At 57.4% G+C, this 18,865-nt stretch carries 13 protein-coding genes; 4 read left to right on the forward strand and 9 right to left on the reverse strand.

The window, feature by feature from the left end:
* Nucleotides 1–106 precede the first annotated feature (106 nt).
* The 5 genes from VI234_RS11630 to VI234_RS11650 all read right to left on the reverse strand — a co-directional run bounded on the left by VI234_RS11630 (nt 107) and on the right by VI234_RS11650 (nt 6,834).
* A complete protein-coding gene (locus tag VI234_RS11630) occupies nt 107–505 on the reverse strand; it encodes a glycosyltransferase family 2 protein (protein WP_336330088.1) in 399 nt (132 codons plus the stop codon).
* 949 nt (nt 506–1,454) lie between these two features.
* Nucleotides 1,455–2,432 (reverse strand): DUF1616 domain-containing protein, encoded by a 978-nt coding sequence (locus VI234_RS11635; RefSeq protein ID WP_336330089.1) that lies wholly within the window; start codon nt 2,430–2,432, stop codon nt 1,455–1,457.
* Nucleotides 2,433–2,729: 297 nt separating this feature from the next.
* Entirely contained in the window at nt 2,730–3,845 is a 1,116-nt protein-coding gene (gene wecB / locus VI234_RS11640) for a non-hydrolyzing UDP-N-acetylglucosamine 2-epimerase (RefSeq protein WP_049943026.1), read from the reverse strand.
* A 169-nt stretch (nt 3,846–4,014) separates the two neighbouring features.
* Nucleotides 4,015–5,295, reverse strand: coding sequence for a nucleotide sugar dehydrogenase (locus tag VI234_RS11645; RefSeq protein WP_336330090.1), 1,281 nt, complete (start codon nt 5,293–5,295; stop codon nt 4,015–4,017).
* A gap of 219 nt (nt 5,296–5,514) precedes the next feature.
* Nucleotides 5,515–6,834, reverse strand: a complete 1,320-nt coding sequence (locus VI234_RS11650; RefSeq protein WP_008311950.1) for a glycosyltransferase family 2 protein — start codon at nt 6,832–6,834, stop codon at nt 5,515–5,517.
* A 355-nt stretch (nt 6,835–7,189) separates the two neighbouring features.
* Here VI234_RS11650 and VI234_RS11655 point away from each other — a divergent pair, with 355 nt between their 5' ends.
* From VI234_RS11655 to VI234_RS11665, 3 genes are all read left to right on the forward strand, one after another.
* Entirely contained in the window at nt 7,190–8,113 is a 924-nt protein-coding gene (locus VI234_RS11655) for an NAD-dependent epimerase/dehydratase family protein (RefSeq protein WP_442905022.1), read from the forward strand.
* Nucleotides 8,114–8,695: 582 nt separating this feature from the next.
* Nucleotides 8,696–10,030 carry a glycerate kinase type-2 family protein gene (locus VI234_RS11660; RefSeq protein WP_336330092.1) on the forward strand — a complete coding sequence of 445 codons (1,335 nt, stop codon included), beginning with the start codon at nt 8,696–8,698 and terminating at the stop codon, nt 10,028–10,030.
* Between the two features lie 125 nt (nt 10,031–10,155).
* Entirely contained in the window at nt 10,156–11,505 is a 1,350-nt protein-coding gene (locus VI234_RS11665; protein WP_336330093.1) for a DUF362 domain-containing protein, read from the forward strand.
* Nucleotides 11,506–11,714: 209 nt separating this feature from the next.
* On the opposite strand, the gene VI234_RS11670 is transcribed toward VI234_RS11665, so the two are convergent.
* Both VI234_RS11670 and VI234_RS11675 read right to left on the reverse strand, forming a co-directional pair.
* Complete coding sequence (locus VI234_RS11670) at nt 11,715–13,895, reverse strand: LUD domain-containing protein (protein WP_336330094.1); 2,181 nt, start codon at nt 13,893–13,895, stop codon at nt 11,715–11,717.
* A 2-nt stretch (nt 13,896–13,897) separates the two neighbouring features.
* Complete coding sequence (locus VI234_RS11675; RefSeq protein ID WP_336330095.1) at nt 13,898–14,419, reverse strand: LUD domain-containing protein; 522 nt, start codon at nt 14,417–14,419, stop codon at nt 13,898–13,900.
* 463 nt (nt 14,420–14,882) lie between these two features.
* On the opposite strand from VI234_RS11675, the gene VI234_RS11680 reads away from it, so the two are divergent.
* Nucleotides 14,883–15,887, forward strand: a complete 1,005-nt coding sequence (locus VI234_RS11680; protein WP_336330096.1) for a HEAT repeat domain-containing protein — start codon at nt 14,883–14,885, stop codon at nt 15,885–15,887.
* Nucleotides 15,888–16,494: 607 nt separating this feature from the next.
* Here the strand turns inward: VI234_RS11680 and VI234_RS11685 are convergent.
* Together VI234_RS11685 and VI234_RS11690 are read right to left on the reverse strand one after the other, a co-directional pair.
* Nucleotides 16,495–17,262: an IclR family transcriptional regulator gene (locus VI234_RS11685; protein ID WP_008311938.1), complete on the reverse strand. Its 768-nt coding sequence runs from the start codon at nt 17,260–17,262 to the stop codon at nt 16,495–16,497.
* A 380-nt stretch (nt 17,263–17,642) separates the two neighbouring features.
* Entirely contained in the window at nt 17,643–18,677 is a 1,035-nt protein-coding gene (locus VI234_RS11690; RefSeq protein WP_336330097.1) for a galactitol-1-phosphate 5-dehydrogenase, read from the reverse strand.
* Between the last annotated feature and the right edge of the window lie 188 nt (nt 18,678–18,865).

Below are 18,865 nucleotides of genomic sequence, written 5' to 3' on the forward strand. Positions count from 1 at the left end.
GCCGATTCCGACACGAATCGACTTATTGGGAACATATCGGGCACCGCTGGCGCGGTGCCCTTGCCCTCTTCGACTTTCAGCCGCAGCTCTCGCTATCAACAATCTACTACGCAAGAGCGATGAACGTATCGACCTGTTTCCCGATCTTCGTCTCGTCCCACCGGTCATCATCGTCAAGGAACGCGACATAATCACCATTTGAAGTCTGAATACCCGTATTTCGGGCGACGTTTGCACCCCTGTTTTCTTTATGCCGGATAGTTTTCACACGCCCGTCACTCAAAATATCCTCGGGTAATGTCGTCGCTACAGGTGTCGGTGACCCGTCATCAACGACCAGAAGTTCGATCCGGTCGTACTGTTGGTTAAGTACACTTTTAATCGCGGCTGGCAGGTGTTCGTCTCTCCCATACGTAGGTATTACTACACTCACAAGCGGATTCTCACCGTTCGTGTCGCTTTCTCCCGACATGTCAATTTTGAATTGTAATTTGTATGCCGGCATAGTTAAGTACAACATTGCTACCGACAGACAAGAGTGCTTTCTGGACGAGGTGATACCCCCCAAGGTGGCAGATCTGAATTGGTATTATACAGACAAGATCGTCTTTTGATTGCGGAGGGGCTACCGTGTAATAATAAAGACAGCGTATCGTTAGCCGGTGTCTTATCGACCACAACCATAGCTTTTCAGGGGAATTACTATTTGTCAGGTCTCACTATGCTTTAGTACGTAATCCATATGCCGGGGGCCAAGTGGGTTTCATCCATGTCGATGTCAGCGCCTAGCCAGAGTCGGTTCCAGTGGTTTCTCGTATCGTTTGTGACTCTAGGAACGCTCTCACTAGTCACCATCTGGGTCGTTGGCATCACTGGTCTTCGAGTTTACCTTGTCGGACTGTTTCTGATCCTACTCGTAACTAGTGAGGTGTTCCCTCCGCTGGCAGACGGGCAGTGGTGGCGTCGGCTACAGGTCGTCAAGCTTGTCGGTTGGCTTATTACTTTCTCCCTCCTGTTTGAGCGGGTCATTGAAGTAGTCTGATCCTTTTCGGTGTTTTTGAAGGCACGACGTGATAGAGGTGCGAACGGTCTTCGCAATTCATTTTCTCCTTCAGAAATCATGGCGGCGGAACTGTATTAAGTTTAAAGGAGAAGGCATCTGGCTTCAATGCCTGTGGTATCCCGTCTAAAATAGTCGAGATTCCTCCTGACTTGGGAGACCAACGTTTTGACACTATCCTGTATTAGAAAACAATAAGCGCTTGTCACAGGTGTACTGTGCCAAGCATAGGTATCACACATAGCAGAAAATACACCTCTCGAATTGTCGTTACGAGGCTATAGTAGCCATTGAAAATCAATGCACACCTGATCGCACGACGGCAGTACGATCAGTGTGTACATCGTTTCAATTGTTACTATAGCTTGGTCTTGCGGAGCTCGAGCCTATGCTATCAGCCACTGGTGACGTTAACCCAGATGTGTGTGCGGCGGTACGCGTTCTCGGGACGAGGATTCGCCCCAACTGGTGCTTCATTGCGGTAGAGGAGGTATGAAACTCGAATGTGATCACCGACCAGCGTGGGGGACAGTTCGTGTGGCCGCTTGAGAGTGTCACCCGCCCCGACACGGTTTCTGAATCGGTCAATCCGTGCAGTGGCCAGGACACTGCCGTCCTCGATTCTCTGCGCAATGACAACAACAGTATAGTTTAGTTCTTGGCCTTCATGGTTGCCGATGGAGACCTGAACAGTCCGAGAACTTCCGAGCGGGATCTGTGACGGATACTCAGACGCTATGGCTTCTCCGTCGGCGGATTCAGTTACCAGCGCAAACTCGGTAAACTGTTCACCCCGTTCAGTCGATATGGCCGCGTACCCAATACCGGTACCGGAGAGAAGAAGCCCAAATACAAGCAAAATGCGTATCGTCGGAACACCCCCAGACGGTGTTGAAAACGCTCGGCTCCGTACAGTTGTCATCCACCGCAGGGGACTGAAACGCACATCTGATGGCATTCGCGCCCGTCGGATCGTTGCAGCAAACGTGAGGAGTACCGTCGTGACTCCGATAGAGAGTTGATACGATCCGGTAGTCGCACCAAGCGAGCCCAAGACTAACCCGAGCCCCAATAGTGGAACTATACAGACACTGCTCCCGACTGCAAGGAGAAGTCGTTCACCGGCAGATATTCGTCCTTCCCGGTTGTCAAACAGTCCACCAGACTCGGAAGATCCTCGTGGGAATAGAAGCGCAACTAGAGCGTATCCCGGTGCAACAAGTACCGCCCCCAACCCCAAAAAAACCCCTGCGGGAGACTGTTCGAAATATCCCTGGGCAACGCCGAGGTGCCAGAATCCGAGGAGTCCGACCAACAGAAGATCGATCGGGAGCGTCTCCGTCTCCATGTTCGCATCAGCATCAGTAGTCATTATCGCTTGGTGCGGTCGTAGTAATAAAATTAGACAGTTACTACCAGTGCATGTAACCGATTAGTGCCAAGAGTTCCCGTCCGGAATCTGGCCAAAATAAGCTCATTGGATGGGGAGTAACCTGTTGTCAATTGGTGAATTACCACCGGGAAAGCAACCAGACAGAACACGCTCTTCCAGTTGTACAGATTTGGTCGTTCTTCCCTATCCTTGGTCAAACAAGTCGTTGAAGAGCGGTCAATTCGTACTCGAGAAACTACCCGAATCAGAACCGGGCGTACATTGCTTGCCGGCCGGTCACTCGGGCGCTGTGACTGCTTCCCTGACGGGGAGTTCCGAAACTGAATCGAGTATCTGAATGGCGGCTGTCCCATCTCCGAAAGGCGTCGTCCAATCCTCAGCCTTTCCGCGCATCTGTGTCGCCGCTGCAGTGATACTACTCGGCTCCCGGCCGGCAACGCAGTTCGCACCGACAAACGCCGTCTCAGGGCGTTCAGTTCCATACCTGAGCGTCACACACGGTGTCCCGAGGATGCTCGTCTCCTCTTGGACACCACCTGAATCGGTGAACACCAAGTCCGCTGTACTCTCTAATCTGAGGAAATCGAAGAACCCCAGTGGTTCGATAAGACGAACTTGATCGGGGACTGCGATACCGAACTCTTCGAGGCGATCCTCCGCTCGGGGATGGATTGGGTAGATGACCTCCCGGTCCGCTTGAGCGCTTGCCCGTGCAACGCCGCTGAGAATCCGCTCGAAGGCTTCCCGGTCGTCAACTGTTTCCGCCCGGTGAGCAGTCAATAGGTCGAACTGCCCTTCGGAAAGGCCGAGTTCACTCAGAATCTGACTTTTGTCTGCGGCTTCATCATCAAAGGTTTCGACTGCGTCGACGATCGTATTTCCGGTGACTGTGATGCGGTCCTCGGGGACCCCTTCGTCTCGGAGCAACACCGCTGTCTCGGCGGTCGGGGGAAAGAGGTAATCGGAGATGTGATCGATGATGACGCGGTTCGTCTCTTCGGGCATGTCGTCATCGAAACTCCGAAGCCCAGCTTCGACGTGGGCTACGTCGACATCTATCTTGCTCCCCGCTAATGCACCTGCGAGAGTCGAGTTCGTGTCCCCTTGGACAAACACCACCGTTGGCTCGGCATCTTGAAGTTCTTTCTCAATACCAGCGAGCATCGCACCAGTCTGAGCCCCGTGATCGTCAGATCCGATTTCGAGGTTCGTATCTGGCGGTGATAATCCGAGTTGTCGGAAAAAGACGGTATCCAGCGAATCTGAGTAATGCTGCCCAGTGTGGATGATATGTGTGTCGACGCCACGTCGGTGACACTCCTGAATTACCGGGGCTAACTTGATAATCTCGGGACGCGTTCCAAGGACGAAACCCACAGTGCTGTCAGTCATTGTTGTCCTCGTCTCGTAGGGCGAAATTCTGACAATAGTGCCACCCGATCAGGTTTCATAGCGGTTCCGTGAGTCGTCAACAGGATTGTTATGGGCCTCCTACGCCGTTGATGATGGCCAGCCGACCGCGAGGGAGTTGTTACTAACAGAATGGTATTCGTAGAACGACTCAGATTGTCCGGACATCGAACCCGTGCTCAGTCCAGTGATCCACGTCGATTACATCGACCGGGTCAATCACGGTTCGGCCCGTCATCTTCGACCGAATGTCTGCCGGGTTAAGTTCTGCAAACTCATCGTGTGCTGCCCCGAATATCACTGCATCAGCGCCATTTACTGCTGTATCGAGCGTAACGAGCTGTAGTCTGGAGTCCGTCGCCCGTGGGTCGTGAATAGTGACTGATCCCTCGTCCCAACCCCCATCCATGGCTGGGCGTGTATCCACCGTGACATTACCGAGCAACTGGGCTATTTCCAAGCCTGGACTATTTCGAGTGTCGCTGACGTTACCCTTGTATGTTATTCCAAGGACAGCTACAGTCTTATTTTCGAGCGAGTCGATAGCGTCCTCGAGTAATCTGATAACGTGTTCAGGCATCCTGCCGTTGACTCGGTTCGCTATATCGATCAGCTCCGTTGCACCAGAGCCATCGCTCAGGAACCGTGGGTCGACAGGAAGGCAGTGTCCACCTACCCCTGGACCTGGACTCAGAATATCAACCCGCGGATGGTTGTTTGCGAGGGTGATCGCAGACCGCACATCGATGCCGTAGTTCTCTGCAAGGAGAGCGAGCGTGTTAGCATACGCAATACTAACGTTTCGCTCAGCGTTCTGTGCGAGTTTCACGAACTCGGCGGTTGTTGGGTCAGCGGCGACATGTATCTCTCCGGTGGTAAGCGGTTCGTAGAGGGACTTGATAGCGCTAACCGAGGCCTCATCAACACCTCCAACGATTCGATCGTTGGTTCGGAGTTCTGTGAGCGTATTCCCCGGCATCACCGTCTCCGGCGTGTACCCCAAGTGGACATGTTCACCGATATTGAGATCGCTTCGTGATATGATCGGCGCCAGGATTCCGGTAGTTGTTCCCGGCGGCACTGTTGATTCCAGAATGACGGTGTCGCCAGGCCTGAGAACGTTGGCCACGTTTCGCCCAGCGTCCTTCACGTAGGTCAGATCCGCCTCATCGTTCAGTTCGTCGTACGGTGTTGGAACGCAGATGATATGCACATCAGCGGGTTGGGGGCGACGGCTCGGCGTTAGATTACACTCTAACGCATCCTGAATGTACGACTCAAGCTCCGACTCGCTGACTTTGGGCTCACCCTCGTGGAGGCGATCTATTACATCTTCGTTGACATCGAAACCAATGACATCGGTGCCTTCGTTGGCGAACAGCGATGCGGTTGCAAGCCCGATATAGCCGAGCCCATGGACGCAGATAGTCATATTTCCAGTGCCTCCCGTAGTTTGATCATTGACTCGTAGCGCTGTCCCCGTTCCAGATAGTCTGATATGGGTTCGTGCTCCATTGACGTACGAATCATATAGGTTACCCTTTGTTATGCAGAAGTTGTTCCCAATCAAAAATCAAATACTCTGGTAAACCAACACCTGAGAAAGAAAGATACGAACCCTAATTTGTCCGTTAAATACTTGAACTGCCAGCTATTGGCGGTATAATTCTAAGGAGTGGAGAATGATTCCAGTGAAGGCTGCGAGGATGCCAATAATTGTGAAGGTAGTGCTAGCCAGAGCATGTCCAAGTGGAAAAGTTCCGGACTGAAGATAGTTGAACATCGTAAGGTAAGTAAACACAAATCCGATCAGAACGCAGGAGACACCAGGCACGCCGAGCAACATAATCGGATGTTCTCGCTCAACCGTCCGAATAATGTTTCCAACGAGCGTGAGGCCATGCTCAACTGGGCCAAGGTTGTTAGAAGTCTCCACGTCGTAATCTATCGTCGTCGGAACCTCTGTGATCTGGTAGCCATTTGAGTGAGCATGGTACAGAATATTGGTACTCGCATCCATCTGGTCTCCGATTGAGTTGTCCTCAGCGAGCGAGGTTATAGCCTCTGTACTATACGCACGGAATCCGCTCTGTGTATCGCTGATCTGATTTGCCGGCTTGAGGATTCCGAGGCTGAGGTTTGTCATGAGGTTAACCGCAAATAGGCCAAACCGCCTGTACAACGGTATCTCGGTGTCTGCATCCTCATCGAACCGGTTGCCGATGACAACTTCCGCCCCGGATTTCCGCTGTTGTTCGATTAATTCCGGGATGTCACTGGGGTCGTGCTGCCCGTCTGCGTCGAGTATGACCAAGTAGTCGGCGTCACCACGGCTAGCTTGGTCAAAAATACTGTTGAGGGCACCGCCATACCCGATGTTACGGTCGTGCTCATACACTGTCGCACCGGCCGCCGCTGCGACTTCGACGGTGTCGTCAGTACTCCCATCGTCGACCACCAGAACGGTGTCGACATAGTTCTTAGCTGACTCCACTACTGCCCCAATCGTCGCCGCCTCGTTGTACGCGGGAATTCCGACCATGACAGTCGGGTCCGGGTCCGTGACGGGCTCAAGACGGGCTTCGACTGTGAATTTCTCGGTATTCTCCAGGGCTTCGCGGCTTGCCGAGAGATTAACTGACCCCTTCTCTTCACCATGGTACAGGAGTCCCGGATACCCAGCTTGCTTAGCGAACAGACGCAACCGCTCGCGAGGGGTATCGGTCTCAGCCCAGTTTCCAGAAGGGAGAACCACCTCTGCATCAAGCCACCGGGCAAAAGTGAGTGCCTGAAGGTCAGCATCAACAGCAGCTGTAACGATTGCTTGGTGTGCCCGTGAGTGTATGCGAAGGATTTCAGCCGCGATCCACTCAGCGTTCGACTCGGTCGCGACTAGTCCCACCGCGGGCAAGTTCTTGGAAACCTCGCGGATACCGTCATTAGCGGGTGATTGTTGGATTCTATCCGACATCTCAGTCCCACTCCGGAACCGCTCTCGATGGCGGTCGTTCGGTGTGGTTGCCCACACGCTCCAGTACGTATAGTGGTATCATTGTGGCGAGTAGTGGACTCCGTTGTGCTCTGCTGTGAACGAGTTATCACATTGTTATTCCCAGCTTTCCGAGATTGCCCCAATCCTGTATTATCCGCAAAAAGCAGGTAACAAAGTATAGTCTGAGGTGGGGATACAACGCATGGCCGCTACGGTATCAGACGGGTTTAGTTCGGTACAGCCTCTATGAGATCGAGATGACTCGCTCGGGAAAGGAGACGTATGTCTACGAATAACTTAAAACATGAAAACCGCGTCTTCGAATGACATGTCGATGAATGATGTCAGCAATTGTCGGGTGCTAGTTACCGGGGGTGGTGGGTTCGTTGGAAGCCATCTAACATCAGCGTTAGCGGTGGAGAACCATGTTCGAGTCCTTGATAACTTCTCGACGGGACGGCGAGCAAACCTCCCGGAGGATGTGACTGTAATTGAGGGTGACATACGAGATACGGAAACAGTCAGCGAAGCGATGGACGACGTCGACATAGTTTTTCATGAGGCCGCGATGGTTAGTGTCCCCGAGTCAATCGAGCAGCCGGTCGACTGTCACGAGCTCAACGGGTCGGCAACCGTCACCGTTCTCGATTGCGCTCGACGGCAGGATGCACGGGTCGTACTCGCCTCAAGTGCCGCCGTATACGGCAATCCCGATACAGTCCCGATTAGAGAAGCGGAGCCGGCCGACCCACGCACTCCATATGGAATCGAGAAGCATCTCGGTGAACAGTATGCGCAGTTTTACACAGAACGGTACGGCCTGCCGACAGTTCCGTTACGATACTTCAACGTCTACGGGCCGCGTGGGCTTGACGGGGAGTACGCCGGTGTCATCGGCACCTTCATCCGGCAGGCGCAGGCGGGCAACCCGCTCACAATCGAGGGTGACGGGGAACAGACGCGAGATTTCGTCCACGTCGATGATGTCGTACGTGCAAACCTGCTTGCAGCTACAACGGATGCTATCGGCAGGCCGTTCAACGTCGGAACTGGACGAAGTATCTCTATCAACGAACTCGCCGAAACCGTCCGAGATGTCGTTGGAACGGATGTGGGGATAAAACACGTCCCTGAACGCACAGATGACATCAAGGAGAGCGAAGCAGATCTCAGTGACGCACGCACACTGCTGGGATATGAATCAACAGTGTCGCTCGAAAAAGGGCTTGAATCGACGCTCAGTGCTGAAGGGAAATAAACGCCGCCGGTTGCTGATCGAGTTATATGTACAAATATATGTACAAGTATAGTAAGAGATCCACATTCAGGCCAGTTATTTGATCTCGATATCAAAGATGTAGATACTTGCTTGCTTCATCGATTCAGTGATGTCCGTATGAAGGATACAGATAATCCATACGTAATGATATAAAACAACGTCTACCACTGGTCCTGATCCAAAACATTTGGCTTGCTCAACCAGCCCAATATAATACACCGAGAACTGGCGACTGGAGTAGCCCGGAGAGTTGAGAGGTGGATACCGGCACGATGAGGACGGAGGTGCATCGGACGCTGACTGTAACAGGAAATGTCAGAATGCTCTATTTCTTGGCCTCTACCCAGTTCTAACTGGGCAATCCACTCGGTTACAAGTTCCCTTACTCGGGAATATCTTCAGACGGAGCTTCCAGCAGGGCTGGGGTATATTGGGACGGTTTTAAACAGTAGCTATATAATGATCACATTATCGGTAGGGATGGTATCTCATCGCGGCAGACAACGCTCGCGGACCCCTGCTACCGAGGGGACTTTTACCGATTCGGATGGAAACAGTTGTATGATTCAGAACCGGGCCGCACTGGCTGCCAACGCTGCACGCGAGGTGGCACTCGATTGTATCGAGGCCGCCGTGGCCGCGGCTGCGCCAGAAGTGGCCACTAGGTCGGTCGTCAGCCGCGTCGGTGAGACGCTGACAGTCGGTGAGACAACGTACGACCTCGGCAACTACACCGATGTCGTTGTTGTCGGCGGCGGGAAAGCCACGGGCGGCGTGACCCGCGCGCTCGAATCCATTCTCGGCGACTCCCTCAGCGGCGGCCACGTCGTCGTCGAGCAGGCTATCGACACCGAAACTGTCCGGAGTTCCGTCGGAGACCACCCGTTACCGTCGAACCGGAACGTTGAGGCGACCATCGATATTCTCGAAACCGTCGACGACGCCGACGAAGACACGCTCGTGCTGTTTGTCCTGACCGGCGGAGCCAGCGCGCTTCTGTCGGCTCCGGCCGGAGACCTGACGCTGGACGACCTCCAGACGACGACCGACAGACTCCTGAGTGGTGGCGTCCCGATTGAAGAGATCAACGCGGTCCGGAAGCACCTCTCGGACCTGAAAGGCGGGCAGATAGCACGGCGCGCGGCTCCCGCCACTGTCGCCGGGGTACTGATCAGCGACGTTGTCGGGAACGACCTCTCGACCATCGGTAGCGGGCCCTCAGTTCCGGACGAAGCCACCTACGAGGACGCCCTTGACGTGTTTGCTCAGTACGACCTCACTCCACCGCCGGCCGTTCGAGACCACCTCGAAGCCGGACGAGACGGCCGAATATCGGAGACACCGTTTCCCGGCGATTCGGTCTTTGACCGGGTCACGAACCATCTCATCGGGGACAACGCAACCGCACTTGACGCCGCCGCTGCTGTCGCACGGGAAGCCGGGTACGAACCGCTCGTGCTCACGTCTCGCCTGCGCGGCGAAGCCCGCGAGGTGGCGAAACCGCTCGTCGCTATCGCCGAAGAAGCTACGGCGACGGGAACACCCGTCGAGCCGCCGGCCGTCCTCCTCGCCGGCGGCGAAACGACTGTGACCGTGACCGGGGACGGTGGACAAGGCGGCCCCAATCAGGAGTTCGTCCTCTCCGGCGCACTGGTCCACGACGGCGACGCGCTCATCGCCGCCGTCGACACTGACGGCGAAGACGGGAGCTCCGACGTGGCCGGGGCTATCGCTGACGCGACCGTCGTCGACGACCGCGAACGGGCCCGCGACGCGCTTCTCGCAAACGACGCCGGCTCGTACCTCTCTCAAATCGAGGCGACAGTCGAGACCGGGCCGACCGGGACGAACGTCAACGACGTGGCCGTGCTCGTTATCCCAGACCCGAGCGAGTAATGCCGGCCCCCGAGACACGGTGGCTATTTTCGAGTGGTACTACCGGACTGCCGCATCACGATGGAAGGGCAGTACCGTTCGATCCGTGGCTCACGTTTATCAACAGACAGTCTGATATGCTGCGTATGAACGCATCCGATCAACAGATCGCGGCGGACGCCCTCTCCGTTCCGGAAGAAACAATCGTCGATGCCTGTGGCGACCCGCCGCTCCCCGAACTCGGCGTCATCGAACAGAACTGGGAAACGGACCCGATAGCGCCGGACGACGTCGCAACACACGCGGCCCGGGCGGTCGAATCCCTGTCCTTTGCCGACGTGCCAGAAGGCGGCGAAGTCGCGCTGGGCGTCGGCAGCCGTGGTATCGCGAACCTGTCCACGATTGTCGCCGGTGTCGTCGACGCGGTTTCCGACGCCGGCTACGAGCCGTTCGTCTTCCCGGCTATGGGGAGCCACGGTGGGGCTACTGGCGAGGGCCAGCGAACGATGCTGAACGAACTCGGCGTGACCGAGTCGGCTATCGGCTGTGAAATCCGGTCGACCATGGACGTGGTCGAGGTCGGGCGAACGCCGGACAGGGACGTGCCCGTCGTCGCAGACGACAAGGCCGTGGCGGCCGATGCGATCATCCCCATCAACCGCGTCAAACCGCATACGGACTTCGACGGGCCAGTCGAGAGCGGGCTCTCGAAGATGCTCGTCATCGGCATGGGCAAGCAACGCGGCGCACAGATCGCGCACAAGTGGGCCGTCGACTGGTCGTTCCGGCGGATGATTCCAGAGATCACCGGGCAGTTGCTCGACGAGTTGCCGATTGTCGGCGGCGTCGCAATCGTCGAGGACCAGCACGACGAGACGACGCTGATAGAGGGCGTGCCGCCGAGTGGCTTCCTCGACCGCGAGGCGGAACTGTTAGAGACTGCCTACGAACTGATGCCCAAGCTCCCGTTCGAAGATCTCGATCTCGTGATGTTCGACCGCCAGGGGAAGGAGATCAGCGGCCAGGGGCTCGATACCAACGTCATCGGCCGCCGGCCGTTCTCGATAAACGAGCCGGCTCCCGAGACGCCGGAGGTCAAGCGCATCTTCACCCGCGGGCTGACAGAGAAGACACACGGAAACGCGATGGGCGTCGGTTCTGCGGATGTCGTCCACGAAGACGTCGTCGCGGAACTCGACGCGCAGACGTCGCTCATCAACGCGCTCACCGCGAGCACGATTCGCGGGGTGAAAGTACCGCCGGTGGTCGAAACCGACCGCGCCGGCATCGTCGCCGCGTTGTCGACGATTGGAGTCGTGGACACCGACACAGTTCGTGTGCTCCGTGCGGCCGACACGATGCATCTCCATCAGCTCTACGCGTCACCCGCGCTGATCGAGGCCGCACGCGACCGTGACGACCTCCGAGTCGTCGAAGCGCCGTCGCCGATCGAGTTCGACAACGGACAGCTCGCCGCGCCGTCGCTCCGCGAGTAGCTGTCGTTGCGGACCTGTATACGTGCACTGCAGACCGCAGACAGGACAAGACACGATACGCACGCGTCACACCGGCACGCACGACATCTCGGGTCGTGGTGTCCATTCCAATACGTAGCCCAACACGCGCAAGAGGTATAGAGACGGGATAAATAACGGCCGTACACGCGTTAGGGGCTGTGTCCTGTTGCCTGCACGCGGTTCTCAGTTTATGTCGCCAACAGCTCGATTGGATGGCGCGGCTGCCGTTCCAGCAGAGCGTCGATCTGTTCGAGACAGGACGTCCCGCTTGCGACGACGGGGCGGTCTTGGACACCGTCGTCGCGCAACTGCGTCCGGAGTCGGTCGCCGACGTCCATGCTCAGTTCGTAGTAGTCGGACTTGTACCCGAAGCTCCCGGCCATACCGCAACACTCCACGTCAGACGTGACGACGTCGTAGCCACACTCTTCGAGCACAGCGACAGTGTGAGCTTCGAGCCCGAGCGTCCGCTGCTGGCAGTGGCTGTGGTACGCGATTTCAGCGCCGGTGACGGTCGAGAGCGAATCGACGGACCCCCCGTTGTCGAGCAGCCCGAACACGTATTCGAACACCTCGTAGCTGTTCTCCGCGATGTCGGTGAACGCCGACTCGTCGAGGAGGCGCTCGTACTCCCGTGTGAACATCGCGTGGTCGCTCGGTTCGATAACGACCACATCGCGGCCATCTTCGATATGAGGTTCGAGCGTCTCCGTGACCCGTTCGGCGTGGTCGGTTGCCGTCGCGACCATTCCCTGAGACAGCGGCGCGCGGCCGCTGGATGGTGCCGGTGGGACCACCACGTCGACGCCCAGCGATTCGAGCACCTTCACGGCGGCTTTGCCGCGCTCGACCTGTACGTGGTTCGTGTACAGGTCCGGGTAGAGCACTGCCCGGCGTTCGGGATCTGTGACCTTTGAGTCGCGGGCGGCGGCCCAGTCGACGAGCGTCTCCCGTTCGAACGTCGGGAGGTCACGTCGGGGGTCGATACCCAGAATTCGGTCCATCGCTTGCCGTGCAACTGTCGTGTCGGCCAGCCAGTTCGACACCGGCGCGGTGGCGCTGCCGAGTTTTGCGACAGTCTCGAAGTTGCCGAAGAAGCGCTTTTGCAGTGGCGCACCGTCGTCCGCTTCGTCGGGCGTGAGGCCGTCGACGAGCCACTCTCCGGGGGCGTCCTTGTCGCGGTTGATCCGATCCCGGACGACGGTGTTGATCCATGGGATGTCGATACCGACCGGGCAGGCGTTCACGCAGCGCGTACACCCGGTACAGAGGTCGTTGAACTCCTCGGCCACATCCAGGCCCTCGATGCCGGCCTCCCAGCCCGTCGCAATGCCACCCGAATACGTTTCGCCGCCAAAGGCGTGGCCGCCGACGCTCTGGAAGTTCGCACAGGAGTTCGAACAGGCGGAACACCGGATGCAGTACAGCGTCTCCCGGAGGTGCTCGTCGTCCCGCATCTCCAGCCGGCCGTTGTCGATGAGTACGAGGTGGAAATCGCGGTCGGACTCAAACTCCGACAGCGGCGTTTCGTCGTCGGTGAAATCGACGACCGGGGTGTCGACCGGCGGGGTCAACAAGGAGACGTACGACGTGATGTCCTGGCCGGTGCCCGACCGACCGATGAGTTCGATGAACGGGTGGAGGTCTCCAACCGTCGGGATGACCTTCTCGACGCCGGCCACTGCGACGTGCGTGTCCGTCGCCGCGACGGTCTTGCGGGCGTTGCCCTCACTGGTGACCAGCGCCATCGTCCCGGTATCGGCAGTGACGAAGTTCGCGCCGGTGATGCCGACTTCCGCGTCGATGATCTGCTCGCCCAGCTTTTTCCGGGCGAAGCGGGTCAGTTCCTCAGCCGTCTCGAGCGGTTCGTCGGGCTCGAACTGTTCGTTGAACAGGTCCGCAATGCTCTCCCGTGACTTGTGAATCGCCGGAGCGACGATATGGGAAGGGGCTTCGTCAGCCACCTGCAACACCCACTCGCCCAGGTCCGTCTCGACTACGTCCACACCGTCCGCTTCGAGCGCGTCGTTGACCTCGATCTCCTCGCTGGTCATCGACTTGCTCTTGACGACCCGGTCAGCCGCTCGCTCGTCGACGACGTCGCGAATGTAGTCGTTCGCGTCGACAGCGTCGTCGGCGATGTACACCGTTCCCCCGTTCGCTTCGACGGTCTCCGTCAGTTGATCGAGGAGATCTGGAAGTTCCTCGATGGCGTCCTCCTTGATACTCCGGGCCGCTCGCTTGAGTTCCTCGTAGTCTTCCAGGTCCGCGACAGAGTCGTAGCGCCCCGTGTTGAACCCCTGCGTGTTCTCCGCGACTGCCGCGCCCTCGGTCCGCATCAGCTCGCGGAGTTCGTCGGCGGTCGCCATCGTCACGCACCCTCCTCGACGATGATGACGTGGACTTCCTTGGGTCCGTGTGCGCCTTTGACGAGCGCGCCCATATCGGCTGTCGCGCTCGGTCCTGTTGCGATGATCGCGCTCCCACCGGTTTCGTTGAACCGCTCGTCCAGTTCTGCCACTGCCGCGTCCATATCGGGCTGGATGTCTTCCTCGTGAAGAATGGCGACGTGACGCTCGACAAACAGGCTCACGAGTTCGCTGGCCTCTTCGGTCATCGAGAGGACGAGCGAACCGTAGTCGCCGATGCCGAGTTCAGCACCGGTTACGCCGGTGGTCGCTTCGCGAAGCGCGACCGGAGTGGGGTCGACCGTGACCGGCGTCTCCGTGAGAGAAAACGCCTCGTCCCCGGCCGTTTCGCCGAGCGCGATCCCGACTGCAGGCTCCGTGACTGCCTCCGTAACAGCGGCTTCGAGGTCGGACTCGGCAGTGCTTGAAACTGTCACACCCAATGCTTCGAGAGCGCCCTCGAACGACGCGCGTTTGCTTTTCATCTATGCGCGAACCGAAAACCTACATCATCATTTAGTTTTTGTCTGAAACGGGCGGAAGTCCGATAAATCCAGTGGGCTGCCGCGTATATCCAGCTACGCTGGGCATCGTTTTACTATAGTAGCCATTGAAAATCAATGCACACCTGATCGCACGACGGCAGTGCGATCAGTGTGTAAATCGTTTCAATTGTTACTATAGATCAGCAGACAGTTACTGTATTTACTTATACTGCCACTCGCCCGATGTAAGCGGATTAATATATCCGCCACACCAATACATCCAAATATCGATACTCTCTACCGATATCACTCATATAGAAGTGTATCTATCGCAGATACATTACCATATACTGCGTTAATAGCGGTATCACAGCTTCAACGGTGTGCGGTTGTTTTCGGATCGAGTAATACCCGGGAGGCAAGGGGTTTTGTGGGTTCTCCGAGAAACGCAGACAACGGACCGATGGACGACCAATCCGGTGCACCTCCAGATTCAGAGATTGTGACGTTACTCGAACAAGGAGAGAAAGCTGACGCACTGACAGTACTCGAGCGGCTTTCGACGGCCGGAGCGGCTGACCAACAGGCGTGCTTGCGGTCACTCAAAGCGGCTGCTGACGACCAGCCGGAACTGTTCGATGGCGTGCTGGCGTCGCTCACTGAGTTTTTGCAGAACAGCGAGCGGCCGACACGGCTCACGACAGCGAAATTGTTCGTCACGGTCAGCGAGAGCGCGCCGGACAGCGTGGTTCCGGTTGTCCCGACGCTTGCCGAGCGACTGGCGGATGAGTCGGAGTTCTACTACGTTCGCGCCCGGTGTGCAGAGGCGCTGGGCTACGTCGCCGTCGACCATCCCGATGCCGTCGTCTCGCCTGAGGTCGTGGCAGACCTGCGCATCGGCCTGGAGTTCGACAAACCAGAAGTTAGGGAGAAATTGGCGAAGGCGCTGGCCCACGTCGCCATGGGCCGTCCCGACAGACTCCGCTATCAGGTCGACTCGCTCGCCGAGCATCTTCGAGCGGACAGCGAACTGGTTCGATATCACCTGAGCACAGCTCTCGTCGTTATCGGCTCTGCGTGTCCCGAACGGCTTACAGACGCCAGGGAAGCACTCGTCTCGTGTCTCGAAGACGAAAGCAGATACGTCCGCGGGCGGGCAGCCGAAGCGCTGGGGTTGCTTGCTGGCACTAAGAGCGTGGAAGCGTTCCCGGAAGCACAACTCGAAGAGTTCACTGTGGACGAGGAGTTTGTTGCCGAGCGAGCCCAGTTCGCTCTCTCCCAGTATCGCGGGGCGGAACCTGCTGATGGCTTCACAGGAATAGCCGCGAGAGATGCAATCCGCACGCAGACATCCGACATTGTCTCGGAGATCCGGACGCTGGAAGGCGATGACGGGTGCCCACACTGCGGGCTTTCGCTCCCCGAATCCGGCCCCCCGCTGTGCCCTGGCTGTGGCACCCCATTGTGAGAACACAGTCGGTTTTCCTGCAGTTCCCGCGGAAACCGTATGTCTCCGTCTCTGACAGGGTCACGGTTGCAGTAGTTATCTGGTGCTGCGTCGTCTCGTAGCGATACCCATCAGAGCTATCTACTTCCGTGGAAGATCAGACGTTGCGTGTGAGATATACAGACTTGGGTGAAATAGACGTATATCTAGCAATTCCATACCCAATTTTGAAATATATGACTTGAAGTGTATCAATTATACATCCATATTAGCGGTGGGCGTGAGTTAGAGACCAATAGCCGCTGTTGTAGTCAGTAGGACTGTCCCCACAACACCTCGCTGTTCAATCCTGCGGCCTGTTCTGCTATAGAGAACAGCACGCGATCGACAGCAGTAGCACTCACACGATGGTGCTTAATCTCACAGTCAGTACAGAGGGGGAATAAAGTGAGCCGCGACTCCTTCGCGAGATTACTTCTGATGCCGAGGTGACCGCGAACTATCTTTTCGACGCACGAAGGTCAGGCGTCGCCGGTAGCGGTGTGTGGCAGTGAGGGCGTTCGTCCATTCCGATGGCGGCCACCGACAGAATAGAATAACAGTAGTACGCCCGTTATTCAGGAACCCATCAATTCGATGTAAGGGCCACCTGAATGGATTTTGTCGTGCTGAGGACTTGCCCGGTGATATCTTCCCTGAGGTATCGGCCGTTCAAACGCTCGACGGGGCCACAGATGCCCAGTGCAGCGATCCGATCACCACTGACGTCAGGGAGCGGGGCGGCAACACCGATAATCCCCTCGTACTGTTCTCCTCTACAGAACGCAATGCCGTCATCCCGAACCCGGCGCAGTTCCTCGATGAGTTCGTCTGGATCGACGAGAGTTGCGTCAGTCGGTGCGACAAGCTCTCTTCCATAGAGAACCGATTCGACGCGATCACTCGGGAGCGACGACAGCAGTGCCTTTCCCGGAGCGTTGACATGGAGTGGCAACCGTTCGCCCGCGTGGAACGGGACTGACCAGCCGTCCTCGGGTTCGGAGATCGACACCGGGACACCGGCCGTTTCCTCAAGGACGAACAGTGTCGCTGTCTCCCCTGTTGCCGCCGCGAGATTGTCCAGTTGTTGTTTCGCCGCCTGATAGAAACTGAGTCCATCACGCGTTCGCTCACCGAGAGACAACGGGCGGAGCGACGCCTCATATTTCTCTGCGCGCTTGACCACGTATCCGGCCGCACGCAACGTCGAGAGGTGGTTATGGGCGACGCTCTTGGAAACCCCGACGATATTGGCAAGTTCTGTAACGCCGACAGGCCCCTTCGCGTCGACAAGCGCTTCGAGGATAGCCACCGATGTCTGGGTTGCTTCGACTGCATACTGTGGTTCGTCGGTCATTGACCGTCGTTTCGGCCCGCCGCGACAAAAGCCTGTTCACTAGAGCAGAACAGATGGGAGCATGTGCAGTAGGCCCAGAAGATATTCTACATCATTTATCACTATTTTCTGGATCGCTACGAGTTCCGACTGTCGAAATTTATTCGTTCTTCTCTCCAGAACAACCGCGGTCGCTCCCAATCCAATTCGCTAGCGTGTATAGAAGACTCATGTCAGACCTGCAAGGTCACTTCAGCCCTATTGTGATCGCAGCCGGTTGCAGGGCACCGCATCAAGTGTGGACTGTACTGTTCGAGTCCGTGAATTGCTTCCATACCGATACCGTGGTCAAGCGCCACGAGGACCGCGTTTCCGGACAGTATCGAGGAGGTCGTACTCGCTCACTCGGCGTCCCCTGGAACGACTACTTTCTTCAGCCCCTCAGCGTTGCCCATCCGTTCAAACGCTGTCGGGAGATCGTCGAGCCCGATACGTTCGGTGATGAGCGTCTCGGCGTCGATGCGTTCGTGTCTGAGCAGTGTTATCGCTCGCTCGAAGTCCTCGGTCGTCAGGGAGAACGAGCCGCGGTAGTCGACCTCGTCGAAGAAGACATCGAACGGGCTGATTTCCATTGTCGCTTCTTGGTCAGGGACACCGAAGATGAGTGTCGAGCCGCCGGGCGCGGTCACAGCGTTGGCCTGCTTGATTGTCGGGACGAGCCCGATAGCCTCGGCGCCGACATCGACCGGTCCGCCGGCCGCCGCAGGGATCGCTTCCTCGGGATCTTCGTCGTTGGGGTCGACGACGGCATCTGCGCCGAGGTCGGCAGCCAGCTCTCGCCGTTCGTCATCGAGTTCGGAAACCACGATTGGGGCAGCGCCCGCATTGCGGAACGCCTGCAGGAGCAGCAAGCCGATCGGGCCAGCGCCGATAATACCGACACTGTCTCCCGGTTTGATGTCAGTCTGCTCGACGCCGTGGACACAGCAGGCGAGCGGTTCGGCGAGCGCGGCCCGTTCGAATGACATCTCGCCGATGTCCTCGACGTTGATCGCCGGGACGCGGACGTATTCAGCGAAGGCACCGTCGAGGATGGTGTCACCGGCACCGCCGATGCTCGTGTTGTTCTCACAGAGGTGCGTCTCACCCTTCTTGCAGTACGAGCAGGCGTTACAGGGGACGGTGGGGTTGATTGCGACGCGGTCTCCGACCGCGAAGCCCTCAACGTCGGCACCGACTTCCGCAACGGTCCCGGCACCTTCGTGGCCCAGGACCAGCGGTGTCTCTGCGGCAAAGGTGCCGTGGTACATATGATAGTCGGTCATGCAGACGCTACAGGCGCCGACCTGCACGAGAACCTCGTCATCCGCAGGGTCCGGTCGGTCACGCTCTTCGACGGTAATTTCGCCGACATCGGTCAACGTGCTGGCGCGCATCAGTCGTCCTCCGACGGTCGGGTCGCGGTCGTCACTACAGCAGTACCTCGGTCGTGAGTTGGTGTGGGTCGGGTCATGGGTGGTCTGGGCCGTAGCCCGTTGTCACTGGTCCAGCCGAGCTGGACGCACACAGCGGACTCAGCCACGATCCGTACTATCGATGTTTTCGGACCGCGTATTAAAATCTT

Origin of the sequence: Haloarcula sp. CGMCC 1.2071, from assembly GCF_037078445.1 — an archaeon.
GTDB classification, from domain to species: Archaea; Halobacteriota; Halobacteria; order Halobacteriales; family Haloarculaceae; genus Haloarcula; species Haloarcula amylolytica.